Source organism: Tropicimonas sp. S265A, from assembly GCF_049800835.1.
Classification (GTDB): Bacteria; Pseudomonadota; Alphaproteobacteria; order Rhodobacterales; family Rhodobacteraceae; genus Dinoroseobacter.
Genome location: NZ_JBNAFU010000006.1, coordinates 119,134 through 139,247 on the forward strand (window position 1 = coordinate 119,134; position 20,114 = coordinate 139,247).

At 64.3% G+C, this 20,114-nt stretch carries 21 protein-coding genes; 12 read left to right on the plus strand and 9 right to left on the minus strand.

Annotated features, from left to right (window positions below):
- Nucleotides 1-2: 2 nt before the first annotated feature.
- Nucleotides 3-1,331, minus strand: a complete 1,329-nt coding sequence (locus ACP15N_RS14840; protein ID WP_425093103.1) for a DUF3179 domain-containing (seleno)protein — start codon at nucleotides 1,329-1,331, stop codon at nucleotides 3-5.
- 217 nt (nucleotides 1,332-1,548) lie between these two features.
- Nucleotides 1,549-2,811, minus strand: a complete 1,263-nt coding sequence (locus tag ACP15N_RS14845; RefSeq protein ID WP_425093104.1) for an FAD-dependent monooxygenase — start codon at nucleotides 2,809-2,811, stop codon at nucleotides 1,549-1,551.
- Between the two features lie 59 nt (nucleotides 2,812-2,870).
- Between ACP15N_RS14845 and ACP15N_RS14850 the strand changes: the two genes are divergently transcribed.
- The 5 genes from ACP15N_RS14850 (at nucleotide 2,871) to ACP15N_RS14870 (ending at nucleotide 10,257) form a co-directional block, all read left to right on the plus strand.
- A complete protein-coding gene (locus ACP15N_RS14850; RefSeq protein ID WP_425093105.1) occupies nucleotides 2,871-4,199 on the plus strand; it encodes an amidase in 1,329 nt (442 codons plus the stop codon).
- 118 nt (nucleotides 4,200-4,317) lie between these two features.
- Nucleotides 4,318-5,502 carry an aminotransferase class I/II-fold pyridoxal phosphate-dependent enzyme gene (locus ACP15N_RS14855; RefSeq protein ID WP_425093209.1) on the plus strand — a complete coding sequence of 395 codons (1,185 nt, stop codon included), beginning with the start codon at nucleotides 4,318-4,320 and terminating at the stop codon, nucleotides 5,500-5,502.
- Between the two features lie 13 nt (nucleotides 5,503-5,515).
- Nucleotides 5,516-8,398 (plus strand): DNA translocase FtsK 4TM domain-containing protein, encoded by a 2,883-nt coding sequence (locus ACP15N_RS14860; RefSeq protein WP_425093106.1) that lies wholly within the window; start codon nucleotides 5,516-5,518, stop codon nucleotides 8,396-8,398.
- Between the two features lie 102 nt (nucleotides 8,399-8,500).
- Nucleotides 8,501-9,571: a Hint domain-containing protein gene (locus ACP15N_RS14865; RefSeq protein ID WP_425093107.1), complete on the plus strand. Its 1,071-nt coding sequence runs from the start codon at nucleotides 8,501-8,503 to the stop codon at nucleotides 9,569-9,571.
- 80 nt (nucleotides 9,572-9,651) lie between these two features.
- Nucleotides 9,652-10,257 (plus strand): LolA family protein, encoded by a 606-nt coding sequence (locus ACP15N_RS14870; RefSeq protein ID WP_425093108.1) that lies wholly within the window; start codon nucleotides 9,652-9,654, stop codon nucleotides 10,255-10,257.
- Between the two features lie 13 nt (nucleotides 10,258-10,270).
- On the opposite strand, the gene ACP15N_RS14875 is transcribed toward ACP15N_RS14870, so the two are convergent.
- Entirely contained in the window at nucleotides 10,271-10,855 is a 585-nt protein-coding gene (locus ACP15N_RS14875) for a lytic transglycosylase (protein WP_425093109.1), read from the minus strand.
- 85 nt (nucleotides 10,856-10,940) lie between these two features.
- A complete protein-coding gene (locus ACP15N_RS14880) occupies nucleotides 10,941-11,822 on the minus strand; it encodes an AEC family transporter (RefSeq protein ID WP_425093110.1) in 882 nt (293 codons plus the stop codon).
- An 84-nt stretch (nucleotides 11,823-11,906) separates the two neighbouring features.
- Between ACP15N_RS14880 and hspQ the strand changes: the two genes are divergently transcribed.
- Nucleotides 11,907-12,233, plus strand: coding sequence for a heat shock protein HspQ (hspQ, locus tag ACP15N_RS14885; RefSeq protein WP_425093111.1), 327 nt, complete (start codon nucleotides 11,907-11,909; stop codon nucleotides 12,231-12,233).
- A gap of 12 nt (nucleotides 12,234-12,245) precedes the next feature.
- On the opposite strand, the gene ACP15N_RS14890 is transcribed toward hspQ, so the two are convergent.
- The 4 genes from ACP15N_RS14890 to ACP15N_RS14905 form a co-directional block, all read right to left on the minus strand.
- A complete protein-coding gene (locus ACP15N_RS14890) occupies nucleotides 12,246-12,635 on the minus strand; it encodes a rhodanese-like domain-containing protein (protein ID WP_425093112.1) in 390 nt (129 codons plus the stop codon).
- 13 nt (nucleotides 12,636-12,648) lie between these two features.
- Nucleotides 12,649-14,232, minus strand: a complete 1,584-nt coding sequence (locus tag ACP15N_RS14895; RefSeq protein WP_425093113.1) for a gamma-glutamyltransferase family protein — start codon at nucleotides 14,230-14,232, stop codon at nucleotides 12,649-12,651.
- A gap of 111 nt (nucleotides 14,233-14,343) precedes the next feature.
- Complete coding sequence (locus tag ACP15N_RS14900) at nucleotides 14,344-14,787, minus strand: ATP-binding protein (RefSeq protein WP_425093114.1); 444 nt, start codon at nucleotides 14,785-14,787, stop codon at nucleotides 14,344-14,346.
- A 38-nt stretch (nucleotides 14,788-14,825) separates the two neighbouring features.
- Nucleotides 14,826-15,155, minus strand: a complete 330-nt coding sequence (locus tag ACP15N_RS14905; RefSeq protein ID WP_425093115.1) for an STAS domain-containing protein — start codon at nucleotides 15,153-15,155, stop codon at nucleotides 14,826-14,828.
- A gap of 109 nt (nucleotides 15,156-15,264) precedes the next feature.
- On the opposite strand from ACP15N_RS14905, the gene ACP15N_RS14910 reads away from it, so the two are divergent.
- Both ACP15N_RS14910 and ACP15N_RS14915 read left to right on the plus strand, forming a co-directional pair.
- Nucleotides 15,265-16,437 carry an acetyl-CoA C-acyltransferase gene (locus ACP15N_RS14910; RefSeq protein ID WP_425093116.1) on the plus strand — a complete coding sequence of 391 codons (1,173 nt, stop codon included), beginning with the start codon at nucleotides 15,265-15,267 and terminating at the stop codon, nucleotides 16,435-16,437.
- Nucleotides 16,434-16,898 carry a GAF domain-containing protein gene (locus ACP15N_RS14915; protein ID WP_425093117.1) on the plus strand — a complete coding sequence of 155 codons (465 nt, stop codon included), beginning with the start codon at nucleotides 16,434-16,436 and terminating at the stop codon, nucleotides 16,896-16,898. The genes ACP15N_RS14910 and ACP15N_RS14915 overlap by 4 nt, the downstream gene beginning before the upstream one ends.
- On the opposite strand, the gene ACP15N_RS14920 is transcribed toward ACP15N_RS14915, so the two are convergent.
- A complete protein-coding gene (locus ACP15N_RS14920; protein ID WP_425093118.1) occupies nucleotides 16,883-17,494 on the minus strand; it encodes a LysE family translocator in 612 nt (203 codons plus the stop codon). The two genes, ACP15N_RS14915 and ACP15N_RS14920, sit on opposite strands and share 16 nt — an antisense overlap.
- 59 nt (nucleotides 17,495-17,553) lie before the next feature.
- On the opposite strand from ACP15N_RS14920, the gene ACP15N_RS14925 reads away from it, so the two are divergent.
- The 4 genes from ACP15N_RS14925 (at nucleotide 17,554) to ACP15N_RS14940 (ending at nucleotide 20,078) form a co-directional block, all read left to right on the plus strand.
- On the plus strand, nucleotides 17,554-18,213 hold the full coding sequence (locus ACP15N_RS14925) for an RluA family pseudouridine synthase (protein WP_425093119.1): 660 nt from the start codon (nucleotides 17,554-17,556) through the stop codon (nucleotides 18,211-18,213).
- A gap of 503 nt (nucleotides 18,214-18,716) precedes the next feature.
- Nucleotides 18,717-19,382, plus strand: a complete 666-nt coding sequence (gene pgsA / locus ACP15N_RS14930; protein ID WP_425093120.1) for a CDP-diacylglycerol--glycerol-3-phosphate 3-phosphatidyltransferase — start codon at nucleotides 18,717-18,719, stop codon at nucleotides 19,380-19,382.
- Nucleotides 19,379-19,630 carry a molybdopterin converting factor subunit 1 gene (gene moaD / locus ACP15N_RS14935; RefSeq protein WP_425093121.1) on the plus strand — a complete coding sequence of 84 codons (252 nt, stop codon included), beginning with the start codon at nucleotides 19,379-19,381 and terminating at the stop codon, nucleotides 19,628-19,630. Before pgsA ends, moaD begins: the two co-directional genes overlap by 4 nt.
- Before the next feature lies 1 nt (nucleotide 19,631).
- On the plus strand, nucleotides 19,632-20,078 hold the full coding sequence (locus tag ACP15N_RS14940) for a molybdenum cofactor biosynthesis protein MoaE (RefSeq protein WP_425093122.1): 447 nt from the start codon (nucleotides 19,632-19,634) through the stop codon (nucleotides 20,076-20,078).
- Nucleotides 20,079-20,114: the final 36 nt, after the last annotated feature.

The following is a 20,114-nucleotide window of genomic DNA, read 5'->3' on the forward strand; positions in this document are numbered from 1 at the left end:
GGCTATCCCTGCCACAACGCGGTGCCGGGGTGGAACTGCGACCAGGCAAACCAGAACGCCTGATGGCTGCCAAGATCGGCCCCGGTCGCATCGACGGCCTTTATCCCGCCCGCGTCCAGCGTCAGGCGCACGTTTTCGAAAGTCACCTCACGACCTGCCTTCAGCGCCACAAATGCCGTGCTGCGCGGAAACGCCACCGGAGTGCCAGAGGCAGCCACCACCCCGATGATATCCTCGTGGACCGGGAGGCGCGGATCGACATCGCCAACGGGGAAAATGGGGCCATCTGCATCTCGCCCGTTGCGAAAATCGAAATCTCGCCCAAGCGCCAGCGCTTCGACCAGAACCGTGGTTTCGGGATGTGCCTCTTTCCATGCTCCCCACGTACTCGTCACGACAGAGGCCTGTTCAAGCTGAACGCCCTTCTCCGCCAGAGGTCCCGTGACCGCCTTGCCGAGAAACGTGTCGAACACCGAGTAGGTCGTGATATCGTACATCACCTTGTTGGACCGGATCAGAAGCCCCGAAGTGCGCAGAACCGGGCGATCGACTCCTGCAGGCATCCGGTCGGTGAAATACGCCTGCGCCGCGCCGCATAGCGTGCAATACGGGATCCCCAGATCGCGCCCGCCTAAGGTGTCGTTCACCATTTCGCGCACCTCCATGATGCGGCGCGGATAGGCCCGGGCTTCGCCATTTACCTCGATCCCGAAGACGATGTCGTCATCCTTCAGCCATGTGGCGTCCTCGGCGCTGCTGACCTCGGGGTTGTCGGCGGCGGGAATGCAATTGCATGCGTCGTCGGTGGTGTCATAGGGGCGATCATCGATCAGCACACCGCCCCAGGACACGAGCCTCCAATCGATATCGCCTTCGACAAAGATCCTTTCCCAGCCGGGCACGATGCTGGTGAAGATGGTCCGCTTGGCGTCCAGGTAATCGGGCGGCGCCGGGATGCGCCATGCTATCAGATGATCAGTGGTCACCCCCCAATGATTGCGGGGGCCGATCTCCTTGCCCAACAGGTCCGAGGCCGCACCCGTCAACTTCGCGGCCAATTGCGACCCGGAGCCGAAGCGCATCAGATCGCTGATGATCCAAGCCAGCCGCGGGTCGCCGGACGCTGCGATCTCTCCCAGCGCGATGGTTTGATCCCGGCCCCAGGTTGAATTTGCGACACCGTCCACGACGATCGCGCGCACGGCGGCCGCAACATTTTCCGGCAAAGGGCCCTCAGGAACGTCTGGCGGGGTGCCGAACGCATCAATCACATGCGCGGGCAGGGGCTGGGTGTCCTGCGCGCGGGCCGTGTGGACCCAGATCACGGACATCATCAATACTGACAAAAGCCAAAAAAGGCGGGGCGTACGGAGTAAGGCACAAGCCATGACCGGTCCTTTCCAGATGACCTGACCCGGTGCATCGGGCCAACGCGGCGCGCGCGCTGTTGCACGGCGCGTCGTCAGTGTCTGCTGGAATACGTGCCGTCACCAATCACGATTGAACCAAAAGCCGTGAACAGCCCCGGGCCGGGACGGTCATCAGGTGCTAAAGTGCCTTGCCCTGAAGCAACCGGGGCACGTCGCCGGTCAATCCGGCGGCCTCGCGGATGAAGCGTCGCCGCGCGCCGGGCAGGGCATTGATGATCCCCATGCCGATGTCACGCCCCGCACGCAGGACCGGGTTGTCGTTGGAAAAAAGCCGGTTGAACGCATCGGTCGCCACGGCCAGCGTGGCGGTGTCGAACCGCCGCCAGCGCCCGTAGCGCTCCAGCACGTCGATCGCCGCGATATCCTCGCCGCGCCGCGCAGCGTCCGCCAACACTTCCGCCAACGCGCCGACATCCCGCAGGCCAAGGTTCAAGCCCTGACCGGCGATCGGATGCACACCGTGTGCGGCATCACCCACCAGCGCAAGGCGCGGGGCCACCAGTTTGTTCGCCAGCGTCAGGTTCAGCGGATAGGTGAACCGTGCCCCTGCAAGCGAGATTTCACCGAGAAAATCGCCAAAGGCCGGCCGCAGCGCCTCAAGATACCCAGCATCGTCCAACGCCGCGATGCGCGCAGCTTCGCTATCGCGCTCGGACCACACGATGGACGATCGGTTGCCCGGCAGCGGCAGGATCGCGAGCGGCCCACCGGGCATGAAAAACTGATGCGCGATGCCACTATGGGGCAATTCGTGTGCAATGGCCGACACCAGCGCGGTCTGCCCGTAGCCCCAACCGGTCCGCGTGATGCCTGCGCGCTCCGCAGTTCCACTCCCCCGGCCATCGCAGCCAACAAGCAGCCGCCCGCGCAGGGTTTCGCCCCGATCAAGGCTCAGGGTCACGCCCGTTGCGTCGATCTCCTGTGCCATGACCCGGGTTTCGGGGCGGTGCATGATCTGGCCGGCATCGGCCATTGCCGCGAGCAATGCTCGGCGCAGATAGCGATCCTCCATCATGAAACCCATTGGGCCTTCTTCGATTTCGGCATGGTCGAAATGCAGCCGGAACGGTCCAGCCCCTTCGCCCGCGCGACCATCGCTGACCTTGATCTCCAGCATCGGCTGGGCGTGATCCTCCAGACCGTCCCACAGCCCAAGTGCGGCAAGCATCCTTTGGGATGCCAGCGCAAGTGCATAGGCACGTCCGTCAAAGGTCGCGGCGCTTTGATCGCCCACGGCCTGCGCATCGATCGCGCAACTGGTGATCCCGGCTTGCGCCAGCGACAGGGCCAGGGCCGGGCCATTCAGCCCGCCGCCAACAATCAGGACGTCCGCATCATGTGTCATGGGGCTGAATATGGCTGCGTCCGGGTGATTGTCCATCGGGTCCGCGCGCGTTAGCCTCGCGGCGAAACGTCCCGCGCAGGCGGGTTGGGGGCAGGATGACAGACGACACAGACCAGACCGCAGCAGCGCTTGGGCGCGGGATCGAGGTGGGCAACATCGACCCGGTTGACCTGACAGAGGCGTTTCTGAGCAAGATCCACGATTGTCCGCACAGGGATCAGATTTATGCGCGCACCACGCCTGAACGCGCCCGCGCCGAAGCGCGCGCTGCGCGTGACCGCGCCCGGCTTGGCTTGCGCCGCAGCCCGCTCGACGGTGTGCCGGTCAGTTGGAAAGACCTGTTCGACACGGCAGGTGTCGCGACAGAGGCGGGCACGGCACTGCTTGCCGGCCGCACGCCCGACACCGACGCCGCAGTGCTGCAAAACGCGTCCGGCGCAGGGCTGGTGTGCCTTGGCAAGACGCATATGTCGGAACTGGCATTCTCGGGCATTGGCCTGAACCCGGTCACAGCGACGCCGCCCAACCGCCATGACGCGAACTGGGTGCCCGGTGGGTCCTCCTCCGGGGCGGCAGCCTCGGTTGCGTTCGATCTTGCGGCAGCCGGCATCGGATCAGATACCGGTGGGTCGGTCCGCATTCCCTCCGCCTGGAACGATCTGGTCGGGCTGAAAACCACCCATGGGTTGCTTTCGCTCAGCGGCGCTGTCCCGCTGGCCAGCGCATTCGACACGGTGGGCCCCCTGTGCCGCAGTGTCGCGGATGCAGCGCTTTTGCTCGGTGCGCTTTCCGGCACCAAAGCCCCCGACTTGCGCGGGGCGCAACTGGCGGGCGCACGGCTTGCCGTGCTCGATACTGTCGCTTTCGACGACATCCGCGACACCCCGCGCGCAGCCTTTGACGAGGCCGTGGCGAAGCTGGCCAAAGCTGGCGCGCATGTCAGCCATATCGACGCCCCCGAGGTGGCCGAAGCGATGGCCCTGTCCGGGGTGCTTTTCGCCACCGAGGCCTATGGCACCTGGGCCGAGGTGATCGAGGCCGCCCCCGAAAAGATGTTCCCGCCGATCCTTGAGAGGTTCCGCAGCGGTCAGGCTTTCAGCGCACCCGCTTACGTGGCCGCGTGGCGCGCTCTTGATCGCGCGCGCAAGCAGTGGGCCGCCCGGGTCGCGGGGGTCGACGCGGTTCTGACCCCGACCGCACCCATTCTGCCCCCCGACCGTGCGCGCCTGCTGACGGACGAGGCATATTATACCACCGAAAACCTGCTCGCGCTGCGCAACACCCGGATCGGCAACCTGATGGGGCTCTGCGGGATAAGCCTGCCCACCGGCACCCCGGCCTGTGGTCTGCAGGTGCTGGCCCCGGCCTTTGCCGAGGCCCGGCTGTTGCGGCTTGGGGCAGCGATGGAAAAGGTGCTGTCTTAACCAAGCGGCGCGAAAGCCACATCCCCCGCGCGCGGTGTCCTTTTCGTTGGACCCGCGCCGCGCCGCGCGGTATTCTGACAGCCAACAGGGGCAAAAGATCCCGAAACTTGAGGCAATTATGGTTTTTCCCGAGCGGTTTGCGTCGCTTCCGGAATATGCGTTCCCGCGTTTGCGGAGACTGCTCGACGCCCATGCGCCGGGTGGCGACCCAGTTGCCATGACCATCGGTGAGCCGCAGCACGCCTTTCCTGACTGGATCGCGGATGATCTGGCCGACGCGATGCGGCTCTTCAACAAGTATCCCCCGAACGAGGGGTCAGACGCGCTGCGCACGGCGATTACCAACTGGGTTGGCCTGCGCTACGGCGTGACACTCGATCCGGCGACCGAGGTGATGGCGCTGAATGGCACGCGCGAAGGGCTCTTTAACGCGATGCTGGCGCTTTGTCCCGAAACCAAAAACGGGGCGCGTCCACTGGTGGCCGTGCCGAACCCGTTCTATCAGGTGTACGCCGTGGCCGCCCAAGCCGTCGGAGCCGAGGTCTTGTACATGAACGCCACGGCGGATACCGGCTTTCTGCCCGACTACAGCGCGCTGGAGGCCGCGACGCTGGATCGGATCGCGGTTGCGTATCTGTGTTCCCCGTCCAACCCGCAAGGGGCCGTCGCCGATCGCGCCTATTGGGAGGCGCTGATCACGCTGGCTGAGCGGCACGATTTCCGCATCTTCGCCGACGAGTGCTATTCGGAGATCTACCGCGGCGAGACCGGCCCGACCGGCGCGCTGGAGGTGGCCGCTGCAATCGGGGCGACGCCCGGGCGCGTGGTGATCTTCCATTCGCTTTCGAAACGCTCCAACATGCCGGGTCTGCGGTCGGGGTTCGTGGCCACGGATGCCGCCTCCATCGCGCAGATCAAACAATTGCGCTCCTACGCCGGGGCGCCATTGCCCGGCCCGTTGCAGGCGGTCGCCACCAAGGTCTGGTCTGACGAGGCGCATGTGGTCGAGAACCGCCGCCTCTATGCCGAGAAATTCGAGATCGCGGACGAAGTTCTGGGGCAGGTCCCCGGCTACGTTTCGCCGGAGGCAGGTTTTTTCCTGTGGTTGCCCGTCGAGGACGGAGAGGCCGCGGCTCTGCGGCTCTGGCAGGAAACCGGCGTACGCGTCTTGCCCGGCGCGTACCTTGGACGCGACACCGATACCGGCAACCCCGGACATGGATTTATTCGCGTGGCGCTTGTCGCCCCCACCGATGATGTACGGCGCGGTCTGACCCGGATCGCCGCCTGTTTGTATAGCTGAAGGACCTGAGCGTATGGCGTATCACCCGGCCCGGCAACGAGACCCTCTTCTGGACACGACCACACAGGCCGCGCTGGAAAAACGCGGGCGAGAGATGCTGGGCGTGGTCTTGCTGGTGGTCGCGGGGCTGCTGGCGGCGGCGCTTTGGTCTTATAACCCGGATGATCCGGGCTGGATGACGTCGTCGGACGCACCGGCACAGAATTGGCTGGGCCGCACCGGCGCGGGCATTGCGGCCCCCTTGCATATCATCATCGGTATCGGCGGTTGGGTGCTGCCTGCGGTGTTGCTTGCATGGGGCGTGCGCTGCGTTCTGCATCGCGGGTCCGAGCGTCTGGTGGGGCGTCTGATCTTTGCGCCCATCGCTGTTGCCGTGGCGGCCGTTTACGCCGCCACACTGGTTCCGGGCGCGACCTGGGGCCATTCCTTTGGTCTCGGCGGCCTTTTTGGGGACACCGTGCTCGGGGCACTGCTGGGAATTTTGCCGCTGGGACTTGGGGTCAGCCTGAAACTCGTGTCGTTGATGCTGGGCGTCGTAATGGTTGCCATCGTCCTGTTTTCCGCAGGGTTCACGCGTCCCGAACTGGCGCGCATCGGAGTGTTCCTGCTTGTGGGGCTGCTGAAGGTATACGAGGCAACCTTGCGCTTGCTGGGTCGGGCCAAGACCCAGGCCGTGGCCGCCAGCGCGGCCGGGTGGGACGCCCGCAAGGCCCGTGCAGCGGAGCGTGCCGTGGCGGCTTCCCGTGCGCGGCGCGACCCGACCCTGACCGCAGAACCAAGTCTGACCGGAGCGCCCCGCGTGCGCCGCGCCGACCTGTTGATCGATCCGGTGCTGGATGACCCGCAAGCTGTCCCTCTGGTCGATGACACGACAGCCGTACCAGCCCCCAAACCCGGGCTATTGGCCCGCGTCCGTGCCCGTGCGCTCAAGATGCCGGAGCCGGAACTGGTGGAGCCTGATCCCCTGACCGGAGAGGTTCCCGATCCGGACGAGGCGCGCGTGCAATCGATGATTACCCAGGCCATCCGGCGCCGCAGCGACCGCGTCGCGGGCCGGTCCATGATGCTGCCCAAGCAACCAGCGCCTGCCGCCGTGGACGGATTGCCGCCCGAGCCGCCACTGGTGCGAGCCGAACCCCCGTTGACGGCCGGGTACGAGGTTGACGAAGACGCGCTGATCGACCCTGTGGACGTGGAAGGCGACGCCATGCCAGGCGCGGTATCCCCGGTCACGCTGGACCGGGCCCAGGTGTTTCAGCGCCCCCCTGCCGCCACCGCGGCAAAGGCCGTAGTGCAGCATCCGGTCCGCAAGGCCGTGACCCCGTCAAGGCAGGCCCGGGCCGAGGCGCAACCCGCCCTGCCACTGCAACCCACGCAAGCGGATGTCTATGAACACCCGCCCCTGTCCCTGCTGGAAAGCGCCGACACGGTCGAGCGCCACCACCTCAGCGATGAGGCGTTGGAGGAAAACGCCCGGATGCTCGAATCCGTGCTCGATGACTACGGCGTGAAGGGCGATATCGTCTCGGTCCGCCCGGGCCCCGTGGTGACGATGTACGAACTGGAACCGGCTCCGGGCCTCAAGGCGTCCCGTGTCATTGGTTTGGCCGATGACATCGCGCGGTCCATGTCGGCGTTGTCCGCCCGTGTGTCCACCGTGCCGGGGCGCTCGGTCATCGGGATCGAACTGCCCAACGCGCAGCGCGAAAAGGTGGTGCTGCGGGAGATCCTGTCGGGTCGTGATTTCGGCGATAGCAACCTGCGCCTGCCGCTTGCGCTGGGCAAAGATATTGGCGGTGAACCCGTCGTGGCGAACCTCGCCAAGATGCCCCACCTGCTGATCGCGGGGACCACGGGGTCCGGTAAGTCGGTGGCCATCAACACGATGATCCTGAGCCTGCTCTACAAGCTTACCCCCGAGGAATGTCGCCTGATCATGATCGATCCCAAGATGCTGGAACTCAGCGTCTATGACGGCATCCCGCATCTTTTGTCCCCCGTTGTCACCGACCCCAAAAAGGCCGTGGTGGCCCTGAAATGGGTCGTGGGCGAGATGGAGGAACGCTATCGCAAGATGTCCAAGATGGGCGTCCGCAACATCGAAGGCTACAACGGCCGCGTACGCGACGCGCTGTCGAAAGGGGAGATGTTCACCCGTACCGTCCAGACCGGATTTGACGAGGAAACCGGCGATCCGGTGTTCGAGACCGAGGAATCGGTGCCCGAGGCGCTGCCGTATATCGTCGTCATTGTCGACGAGATGGCTGACCTGATGATGGTCGCCGGTAAGGAGATCGAGGCCTGCATCCAGCGTCTTGCGCAGATGGCGCGGGCCTCGGGCATCCACCTGATCATGGCCACGCAGCGCCCCTCGGTCGATGTGATCACGGGCACAATTAAGGCAAACTTCCCCACGCGCATCTCTTTCCAGGTCACGTCCAAGATCGACAGCCGCACGATTCTGGGGGAAATGGGCGCCGAACAACTGCTCGGCATGGGCGATATGCTTTACATGGCGGGCGGCTCGCGCATCACTCGCGTTCACGGACCTTTCGTGTCGGATGAAGAAGTCGAAGAGGTCGTCAACCACCTGAAATCATTCGGTCCTGCAGAATACATCGGCGGTGTGGTCGACGGGCCGGACGAAGACAAGGAAAGCGATATCGACCTGGTACTCGGTCTGGGCGGCAACACTGATGGCGAGGATGCGCTCTATGATCAGGCCGTTGCGATCGTGATCAAGGATCGCAAATGCTCGACGTCATACATTCAACGTAAACTGGCGATAGGGTACAACAAGGCTGCGCGGCTCGTGGAGCAGATGGAGGAACAAGGCCTCGTCAGCCCGGCGAACCACGTCGGCAAACGCGAGATCCTGGTGCCGGAACAGGCATAGCGTTCGCGAAGTTTCGCGCATCATGGCGTAACCGGACAGAGTGGTTGCCGCCCTCGGATGTTTCGGGGTTCGGTATTGTGTGAGTTGAGATAGGTACGTGGTATGCCGTTTTTGTTTATCTACAGCCCGGATGACTTCGTCGAAGGCCTGCCCGCGGAATCCGGCGCACAGGCGGCGGGAACGCCTCCGTTTACGCTGACCCTGAAACCCGACGCGACGCCCACCCTGATCGAGGTGTCAGACGATGACACCATCTTCGACGAGGTTGATGCCACGCAAAACGTGGCCAGCACCATCAGTTTCGGCGGTGCGACCATCCCGGCAGGGACCACGATCAACTCGGCCTATGACCTGATCAATACTGTCTCCGGGCACCAGGTGACCAGTTTCCACTTCGGCGGTGACGGGTTCCAGCAGGGGGCTGTGGATGGCCTCGCATCCACGGTCGAACTGGTGCCGGGTACGTCTTACACGTTCAACACGGAACGTACGTCCCATCTGCAAGACAACCCTTATGTCGACTTCGTCTCCTGTTTCACCGCCGGCACGCGGATCGCAACGCCGAACGGGCCGGTCCTGGTGGAGGATCTGCGCAAGGGCGATCTGGTGCTGACCTCGGATCACGGTGCGCAACCTGTACGCGCGGTGCTCAGCCGCGCGGTGACCTTGGCAGAGCTTGAGGCGAACGCCAACCTTACGCCCGTGATGATCACCGCGGGCGCACTTGGTGCGAACCTGCCCGCGCAGGATCTGTGTGTGTCGCCGCAACACCGCATGCTCGTGGCCTCGCCCATTGTGGAGCGGATGTTCGGCACGGCGCAGGCGCTGGTCTCCGCCCGCAAACTCTGTGGGCTTCCGGGGATCTTCCCGACAGAGGCTCGGATCCCGATCACCTACTTTCACCTCGTCTTCGATCGACATGAGGTGATCTTTGCCAATGGCGCCCCGACCGAGAGCCTGTATGCCGGCCCCGGCGCTTTGGCTGCGTTGTCACCCGAGGCCGCGGAAGAACTGCGCACGCTTTTTCCCGAGTTGTTCCAGCGGCACGGCCGACCCTCCAGCGCACGGTTCATTCCCAGTGGCAAACAGCAACGCCGCCTGGCCTTCCGGCACGAGAAGAACGGCAAACCGCTGGTGATGGCGGGGCATGTGCCGCAACCCGCGCCGGTGTAATCCCGGGCGCGGTATCGCGCTCAGGTGAGCGGCCTGCTATGGCATAGCGACCCCGGTGCGCCTAAGTTCACCCCATGATGATGACACGACGCACCCTGATCGCGCTGCTGGGGGGCACGGCCCTTCTGCCCGCGTTGCCCGCAGTGGCCAACCCCGTCCCTCTGGCGCAAATATCGGCCTATCTGCAAACGCTTGGCGAGGCCCAGGCGCGCTTTACCCAGATCAATGCCGATGGCAGCCGGTCCAAAGGCACGCTGTACCTCAAGCGCCCCGGGCGCGCGCGGTTCGAATATGACCCTCCGGCGGAGGCGCTGGTCATGGTCGGAGGCGGCACGGTCGCCATTTTCGATGGGCGCGGGGACAGCTCCCCTGAAAGCTACCCGCTGCGTCGCACGCCGCTCAGTGTGCTGCTGTCGCGTCGGGTGGACCTGGCCGGGTCCGACATCATCACGGGGCATCGCCGGGACGGCGCGTTCACCACGGTCGTGGCGCGGGACCCCGAAAACCCCGAATACGGCACAATCGCCTTGCAGTTCGCGGAAAATCCCCTGCGCCTTGCCCGTTGGATCATTTTCGGCGAGAGCGGCGAACAGACCACGATTGAACTGGACACGCTCGAAGTGCCGGACCAGCTCTCTGCCTTCCTGTTCGATATCAATCACGAAAAGCGCCAGCGCGATCGCTGACGCCTGAGCCGCGTCAGATCTTGCCGCAGGATTTCAGCTGGAAATCATACATGACCGCGCGCGAGCCAACCTCGTTGGCCACCCGCATCAACCACTGTTTCTGGTTGTAGCTCCCGCGCCCATAGCCGGTGTGGCCTTCGTGATAGGCGAGGTAGTGCCGCCGCGCGTCCGTCTTGGGAATGCCGTGGCGACGGAATGTCTCGTCCATGTACCAGCCCATGAAATCCGTGGCATCGTCGATCTTGTTGCGACGTCCGGCATAGTTCCGGGTGTCATCTCGGTAGTCATCCCACGTTCCGTCCAGCGCCTGCGCATAGCCGAAGGCCGAGCTTTGGCGCCCCATGGGGATCACGCCCAACGAATACCGGTACGGCGTGCGCGCGTCCGACATGAACTTGCTTTCCTGATACAGCGTGGCCATCTGCACCGCGACGGGGGTGCCCCACTTCTTCTCGGCGCGCTTCATGGCCCGCAAATAGGCCGGGCGTTCATTCACGATCGAACACGCATCATCCAGTCGCGACGGCGGGGTGTTGGTGCCCGATCCGCACGCGGCCAACGTCATCAATACGATCGCGAGGCAAAGGTTTCTGCTCATCCTGCTCTCACATTTTTTGTTTTGCGGGCAGTATATCGCAAAGCGTGCATATGGCGAAAGAAAAACGCGCGGCAGAGCGGCGCGATCAGATCACGATTGCGAGCAACAGAGACAGAAGTGCCACGCTCATCAGGGTGGAGACGACCACCAGCCCCGCCACGGCGTCGCCATCGGCGTCGTACTTCTCGGCCAGAAGGTAGGATGTGACCGCAACGGGCGTCGCCAGTTGCAGGACCAGAACACCGAAGGCCGTGGCGTCGAGGTTGAAAAACAGCCCCGTGCCCCACCCGATGCCTGCACAGAGAACGAATTTGGCGAGTGACAGCCAGATCGCGCGCCCGATCCGTCCGGGGCTCAGGCGCGCGATGGCCACGCCCAGGGTGATCAGCATGATCGGAATCGCCATCTGTCCGATCAGATCCAGCGCATTTGTCAGGAAAACCGGGGTTTCCCAGCCCTGCCACAGGAACAGAGCGCCCAGCAGGGTTGCCGCCACCATGGGCTCGCGCACCAGTTTGCCAAGTCCGCCCCCGCCTGCGACGACCCAGATGCCGAAGCTGAACGACAACACGGCCATGACTGCGAAAACAACCACCGCATAGCTCAGCCCCAGATCTCCGAAGGCGAACAGCGCCAGCGGCAGGCCGAGGTTGCCGGTGTTGCCATAGGAGAGGGGGGCGAGGTACGTGCGCTGGTCCAGACCGCTCAGCTTCACCAGCAAGGCGATCGCGGCCGTGACGCCGACATAAGCCACCAGCGCCGCCAGCGAGAGCGCGCTCAACGCGGCCGGTTCGATCTCAGCCTGCATGAGCGCGACGAAGATCAGCGCAGGCACCGCAAGGGTCATCGATAGCCGTGTGACAAACTCCAACTGGTACTCGAACCCGAGCTTGACCCAGGCAAATCCGACGCTCGCGAGCAGGAAAACCGGCGCAACAACGTTAACGACTGTTAAGGTAAGGTTCACACTCTGTTTCCCGTCGCGACCGATTGTTCAATGGACATCAATTGGTGTCTTGCGTATTTTAGCTAAGTAGAAGGTTCCAGTGTGATGTTGAAAGCAAACGCCAAATACCACCTTGGACAAGTTGTCCGGCACCGCAAACATCCGTTTCGCGGCGTGGTATTCGATATCGATCCGGAGTTTTCGAACACCGATGAGTGGTATGCCGCGATCCCCGAGGAAAGCCGCCCGCACAAGGATCAGCCGTTTTATCACCTGCTCGCCGAGAATGATCAAAGCTACTACGTGGCCTATGTGTCAGAGCAGAACCTGATCCTCGACGGGGCGTCCGGACCGGTGGACCATCCCGACCTTCCGGACCTGTTCGGCGATTTCGACGGCGGAATCTACCCGCTTCATTTTCAGCTCAACTGAGCCGCGCAAGCCTCACTCCTTGATTTCGACTGGCATGTTTGCGGCTTTCCAGCCTTTGAACCCGTCCGCGATCTCGGCGATGTTCTCCACCCCCATCTGTTGCAGGGTTTGCACGCTCAGCGCAGACCGCCAGGCGCTGCCGCAGAACAGGATCAGCGTCTTGTCCGTGGTCAGCGCCGGTTTGTGATAGGGGCTTTCCGGATCGATCCAGAACTCCAGCATGCCGCGCGGAGCGTGAAACGCGCCGGGAATACGCCCGTCGCGGTTCAATTCCCGTACATCGCGGATATCAACCAGCAGCGCCGTGCCCGCCTCCGCCGCCGCGCGGGCTTCTTGCGGGCTCAGCGTTGTGATCTGCGTCTTGGCCTCCGCCACCATGTCGGCAACTGGTTTGATCGCCATGGCTCCCTCCGGCTCAGTAGCCCAATGCGCAGCCATCCTTGCGCGGATCGGAGGCGCCTTGCAAGACACCGGTCTCGGGGTCGATCCAGATCGCCTGCGCTCCGCCGATGGGCGTGTCCGGGATGGAAACCGGATGCCCCATCTCGGCAAGCTCCGCCCGGACCTGATCGGAATAGCCGCGTTCGACCAGCAGCCCTTTCGTAGGATCGGCAAAACTGCGCGGCGCATCAAGCGCGGCCTGCGGATGCAACCCGTAATCGATGAAGTTGGTCAGCACGCGCGCATGGCCACAGGGTTGGTACGCTCCGCCCATCACGCCGAACGGCATGACGACCTTGCCGTTCTGGCGCAGCATGGCGGGAATGATCGTGTGCAAGGGCCGCTTGCCGCCCATCGCCTCGTTCGGGTGGCCCTCTTCGAGAGTGAATCCCGCGCCGCGGTTCTGGAACAGGATGCCGAACTTGTCGGTCGCGATGCCCCCGCCGAACCCGTGGAAGACCGAGTAGATCAACGAGACCATCATGCGATCCTTGTCGACCACGGTGATGTAGATCGTCTCCTTGTGAACGGCCTCGGACACCGCATGCACGTCGGCAACCGCGCGGTTCGGATCGATCAGCGCGGCCAGATCGCATGCTGTTTCGTGGCAGAGCATATGTGCAAGCCGTGTGGTATGGTCGGCATCTGCAATGATCCTGTCGCGTGTGTTGTACGCCAGCTTTGCGGCCTCGGCCTCCAGATGCGCGCGCGCCGTCCCCCAGGGGTCCAGCCTCGGCAGATCGAACTCTGCAAGAATGTTTGCCATCAGGATCGCCGTGGCACCGTGCCCGTTGGGTGGATGTTCGACCAACTCCGTGCCCTTGTAGGTGCCGCTGATCGGATCGGATTGCGTGCACCGGGTCGCGGCGAAATCATCCAGCGTGTGCGTGCCGCCTGCCGCCTGCAACGCGGCCACCATATCCTCGGCCACCTCTCCGGTGTAGAAGCCGTCGCGCCCTTCGGCGGCGATACGGCGCAGAACCTCTGCCTGCCCGGGCGCACGGAAAATCTGCCCGGGTTTCGGTACCTTGCCGTTCAACAGGTAGAAGTCCCTGGCAACGCCCTGCAGGACTTCGGCATCCGATGCCCAGTCGAAGGCGGTGCGCGGGCCGACGGGGATGCCTGCCTCCGCATAATGGATCGACGGGGCGAGCACCTTGTCCATACCAAGCCTGCCCCATGTCGCGTTCATGTGGCAAAACGCGTCGATTGCGCCCGGCACCGTGACCGCGTGGGGCGATCCCAGAGGCATCGTCGTATGCCCTTGCGCGCGCAAGTCAGCGGCATTCAGTCCGGCGGGTCCGCGCCCCGATCCGTTGACACAGGTGATGTCTTCGGTGCCCGGCATCTTGATCAGCGCAAAGCAATCCCCGCCGATTCCGGTCATCTGCGGCTCACAAAGCCCCAGCAAAACCGCGGCGGACACCGCCGCGTCCACGGCATTGCCGCCCTGCTGCAGGATGTCGATGGCGACCTTGCTCGCCAGGGGTGTGGAGGTGGCACACATACCGTTCTCGGCGAAAACCGCCGAGCGCCCGGGCAGGTGAAAGTCACGCATGTCAGAAGTCCCTTCCGTCCCGGCCCCAAGGCCGGACTGTCGTCTCTTGTCCGACCCAGAGTCTAGACCGACGAACGAAAACGTCCAAGGGAACAGGAACGTATGGGCGGTCTAGCCTGTCGTGGGAATTGAAAAGCGCGTGACGTTCGTTCCGGCCATCCGACAGTAGCGCAGGTTTTCGGTCAGTGAGTGTAACAGGAACCAGCCAAAGCCGCCTTCGGGCAAGGTTTCCAACGGGCCGTCCGAAGATGGCAGTTTGCCTTCGGGCAGGACGTCCTGCGGCATCGCGCGCCCCCTGTCCGTCACCTCGAAACACAGGACCCCGTTGCAGAACCCGGCGCTGAGGCAAATCTCTCCCGTGGGGTCTTCCAAGTAGGCGTGTTCCACGATGTTGTTCAGCAACTCCGCCATGACAACCTCGGTGGTGGCACGGTCGTCTTCGCTGAAGTCCCGCGCGGTCAGAAAGGCGTTGATCCCTGACAGAGCGTCGCGGACCTTTTCCGGTGCACTGGCAAATCGCAAGGAGAGTTTCTCATTTGGGTCCGGGTCGCTCACTCGGCAGGGCTCCATTCCGCTCATTGCACGGTCGTCCGTTACGCGGCCAGGGCCTGGTCGGCGGATCCGTGGATGCGAAACACCTTGTCCATGCGTGTCAGGCGCAGAACCTTCTCGACGATCGGGCTGAGTGAGGCGAGTTCGAGCGTTTTGTCGGCCCCGTAAGCTTTCATCACAGACACCACGGCGCCAAGCCCGGAACTGTCCAGAAAATCAACCTGTGCCAGGTCCAGCACGACCCGGGCTTGCGGTTCGGACTTCAGCTTGACCATCGCATCCTTGAACGCCACCGCGCCCGCTGCGTCAATCCGGCTGTCCTCCACCGTCGCAACCAGAACATCACCGTGAACCATCGTCGTAATTGCCATGTCGCCGTCCTTATCTTGACTTGCACTCCCCCTGATTACGGCCAATCTCTTACCAGAAGGTGGACAGGCCCGGGGTTCGCTAAAATCCGGGAGATCTTGGGGGGAAAGCATGGACGAAGTGGTGATCTGCGGGGCCGCGCGCACGCCGATGGGGGGATTCCAGGGGGTCTTCTCCGACATGGACGCGCCCGCCCTGGGGGGTGTTGCGATCAAGTCGGCCCTATCACAGGCCGGCGTTGCCGGGGACCGGGTCGATGAAAACCTGATGGGCTGCGTTCTTCCGGCGGGGCAGGGGCAGGCCCCCGCGCGGCAGGCCGGGTACGCCGCCGGGCTGGGCGACGGTGTGCCGGCAACGACTCTCAACAAGATGTGCGGATCCGGGATGAAGGCCGCAATGATTGCGACCGACCGGCTGGCGCTGGGCCACGCGGATGTCGTGGTCGCAGGTGGTATGGAAAGCATGACCAACGCCCCCTACCTGCTGCCAAAAATGCGGCAGGGGGCGCGGATCGGGCACGGGCAGGTGATCGACCACATGTTCCTCGACGGGTTAGAGGATGCCTATGAAAATGGCCGTCTGATGGGCACCTTCGCCGAAGATTGCGCCGAAGCATTCCAGTTCACCCGCGAGGCACAGGACGCCTATGCGCTGGGGTCGCTCGAAAACGCGCTCTCCGCCCAGGCCTCGGGGGCGTTCCGGCATGAAATCGCTGCGGTCACGGTGTCTGACCGCAAGGGCGAAACGGTGGTGGCCCAGGACGAACAACCGGCCAATGCCCGCCCCGACAAGATCCCGCATCTGAAACCGGCTTTCCGCAAGGACGGGACCGTGACGCCCGCCAATTCCTCCTCGATTTCGGACGGGGCAGCCGCGCTTGTTCTGGCGCGGGCCGAGGCCGCCAAGGGGCTGGCGGTGCGGGCGCGGGTCGTCGGGCACGCCTCGCATGCGCAGGCACCCGGATGGTTCACCACCGCCCCGGTACCTGCCGCGCGCAAGCTGCTGGACCGGATCGGCTGGGCGCCCGAAGACGTTGACCTCTGGGAAGTGAACGAGGCGTTTGCCGTCGTCCCCATGGCCTTCATGCACGAGATGGGTCTGCCGCGCGGCCGGGTGAACGTGAACGGCGGCGCGTGCGCGCTCGGGCATCCGATCGGGGCGTCCGGCGCGCGCATCATGGTGACCCTGTTGAACGCGCTGGAAACCCGTGGCTTGAAACGTGGCGTTGCCGCCATTTGCATTGGCGGGGGCGAGGGCACGGCTATCGCGATCGAACGCCCGTGACGCGGGTGGATTACCCCGCGCTGGCCGCGACGGTTGCGTCCCTTGTCGAAGGGGTTCCAGACGACGTCGCGCGGATGGCGACCCTTGCTTGCGAGGTGTTCCATGCCGATGACCGCTTCGACTGGGTCGGTTTCTACCGGGTGACCGCACCACAGACGCTGACCATCGGCCCGTATCAGGGTGGTCACGGTTGCCTGACGATTCCATTCGCCCGCGGGGTCTGCGGGGCGGCGGCGCGCACCGGTCAGGTCCAGCTTGTCCCGGATGTCGATGCTTTCCCCGACCATATCGCCTGCGCGACCTCTACCCGATCGGAACTCGTGCTGCCGGTCTTCGGCCCGGACCGCAAGGTGATCGGCGTCTTCGATCTGGACAGCGACAAGCCCGACGCCTTTACCGATGCCGATGCGACCGCCCTTGCTGCGATCCTGCACGACACGTTCGCTCAGCCCGGCGCGTAGAGCGCCAGCGCCACCCCGTAAACAACAAAACACACCGCCAGCGCCCGCCGAACCCAGACGTTAAGCACCGCGCCGAGCGCCAGCTTGCCCAACCATGCCCCCAGCGCGGTGTACGTCACGTAGCTCAACGCGGTCAGCGTCAGGGCCGAGGGGAAGATCACCCGCATTTGCTCCCAGATCGGCACATCCGGCTGCACGAATTGCGAGAACGCCGCCAGGTATCCTGCGAGGGACTTCGCGTTGATCGTGGCGATCAGAAAGGCGCGCCCGTAAATCCCGTGTGCGGCGACCGGTTTCGGATCCATCGGCAGGCTGGCACGCAGCCATGCCCGTACCCCCAGCGCTATCAGCAAGAGCGCGCCCAGAAGTTTGACCGCGGCAAATACATCGGGCGCGGCGGTGATCAGGGCCGTGACGCCGGCGGCTGACAAGGTCAGGAACAGTGCAGCCTGCGTCAGGATTCCGGCCACCCCCCAGAGGGACCGTGCAAACCCATGCGTCATTCCGTTGCCAATGCAATTCACGGCATTCGGTCCCGGCGTCGTGACGAACAACGCCCAGAAAGTGACAAAGACGAGCCAGGCGTCGAAACTCATTGTACGGACCTCCGTTCCGCGCCCTAGCATGGCGGTTCGGGGCGCGCTAGACAGGCCCCATGCCGCCCCTTCCGCTCGACACCTATGCGCCTCCGACCGATCCGCTCGTCATCCTGCACGAGGACGCGCAGATCCTTCTGGTGGACAAGCCCTCCGGTCTGCTGAGCGTGCCGGGCAAGGGGCCGCATCTGGCCGACTGCCTGCTCAGCCGGGTGCAGGCGGCCTTTCCGGATGCACTTCTGGTCCACCGACTGGACCGCGATACGTCCGGGGTGATGGTGTTTGCGCTCACCCCGCATGCGCAGCGCCACCTCGGCCTCCAGTTCGAGAAGCGACAGACCCGAAAAACCTATGTCGCCCGGGTGGCGGGGCGGTTGGCAGCCGCGTCCGGCACGATAGACCTGCCGCTGATCGTCGACTGGCCCAACCGTCCGCTGCAAATGGTTGACCCGGAAAACGGCAAGCCGGCCGTGACCGACTGGCGGCGCCTGCGCGCCACTGACAGCGAAAGCCGGGTCCGGCTTTTTCCCAAGACCGGGCGGTCACACCAGCTGCGCGTGCACATGCTGGCCATCGGCCACCCGATCCTTGGTGACCCGTTCTATGCCACCGGTCCTGCCCGGGATTACCCGCGCCTTATGCTGCATTCCCAATCGCTGCGATTGCGGCATCCGGATGGTGGCATCGGCATGACCTTTACGGCACCCGTGCCCTTCTGATTGCGCCCGTTTCGGCGAAACTCCGCGCGCGTAAGAATTCTCGCTTGTCGCAAATTGCGAAGGTCTGCGGCTGATTCGCTGCATGCTGCATCGCAGCTTGGGGGTGACGCGGCGTTAAGCCCGCAAGATGTTGTGGCCCCACACCCATGAGTTGCGCGAACCGCCCTGCAAATAATGACTTTTTTGTGTCCTCCCGATCTTGTGCTACCACGATCATACCGCGGCATTCATTGCGCCGAGGGCAGACTATTCAGATCGGGGGCTGCGGCATGTTTGGCGTAGGGGGATGGTACAAAGCCTACTAGTAATTCAGCATGCCGCAGCTATTTCCCGCCGTGTTTTGTGGGTGGGGTATGTCGTAATTAGCCAAGTCCGAACGAGTCCGGCGCTCTCAAGGCAATGAATGACGCGGCCCTTCCGGGTCGCGTTTGCGTTTGTGACCCGCGTTCTGTCCGGGCGGCCCCGCCCCTTTCCGGCACGCGCCGGAGCGGTTATCAGGGGGCATGCACTGGACCTTGCCCAATATCCTGACCGTTGGCCGCCTGATCGCCGCACCTGCCGTTGCGTTGGTTTTCGCGCTTCTGCCGCGCCCTCTGGCCGACTGGGTGGCCCTCGCACTCTTCATCGGGGCCTCGCTCACCGATTTTCTGGATGGCTACCTTGCGCGAAAATGGAACCAGACCTCCAAATTCGGCGCGATGCTGGACCCAATCGCCGACAAGGCCATGGTGGTCACGGCGCTCGCCTTGCTGATCGCGCTGTCGGGGCTGGACCCTCTCGTGATGATCCCGACCGCGCTGATCCTGTTCCGTGAGGTCTTCGTCTCCGGCTTGAGAGAGTTTCTCGGCGCGGATGCCGGCAAGCTCGCCGTGACCAAACTGGCGAAGTGGAAAACCACCGCCCAGATGGTCGCCATCGCCGTCCTGCTGACCGCGATTGCCTTCGAAGCGACGCATCTGATGGCGTTCCAGACCATGACGCGCGAGGCTTATCAGGCTGCCCTCGACGCCGGGCCCACGGATGGAAACATGGTCTGGCGCTCGGGCGAATGGGGCGTCGGGCTTGGCATCGCCGGGCTCGCGCTCCTCTGGGTCGCGGCCGTGCTGACCTTGATCACCGGCGCAGATTACTTCAAGAAATCCCTGCCATTCCTGAGGGAGGAGACATGAAGCTCGACGTGCTTTATTTCGCGTGGCTGCGCGAACGGATCGGCCTGAACCGCGAGCAGGTGGAAACCGACGCCGCAACGGTCGCCGATCTGGTGGCCGAGTTGCGCGCGCGGGAAGATCGCTATGATCTGGCGTTCTCGGACCTCTCCGCCGTGCGGGTCGCGGTCGATCAGGACCTGACCGAGTTCGATGCCCCCCTGTCGGGTGCGCGCGAAGTGGCGTTCTTTCCGCCCATGACAGGCGGCTGACATGGCCACCGTCCGCGTGCAGGAGGCCCCGTTCGACATGGGCGCCGAGGTCGACGCCTTCGCCAAGGGGCGCACCGACATGGGCGCGCTCGTCACCTTCACCGGCGTGGTGCGCGACCTTGCCGACAGCGACCTCTCGGTGATGGAGATCGAGCATTACCCAGGCATGACAGAGCGCGCGATCGGCAAGATCGTGGACGAGGCGGTCACCCGCTGGTCCCTGGGCGATGCACTGGTCATCCACCGCTACGGGCGCATGGGGCCGGGAGACCGCATCATGATGGTCGCCACCGCCGCCCCCCACCGCGTTGACGCCTTCGCGGCGGCCGAGTTCCTGATGGACTACCTAAAATCGCGCGCGCCCTTCTGGAAAAAAGAGATCACGTCCGACGGCGCGGACTGGGTCGCCGCGACCGACGAGGACGAGGCTGCGCTTGGGCGTTGGTAGGCCGGTCGGTCGCAAGCCGCCGCGCACTGCGGGATC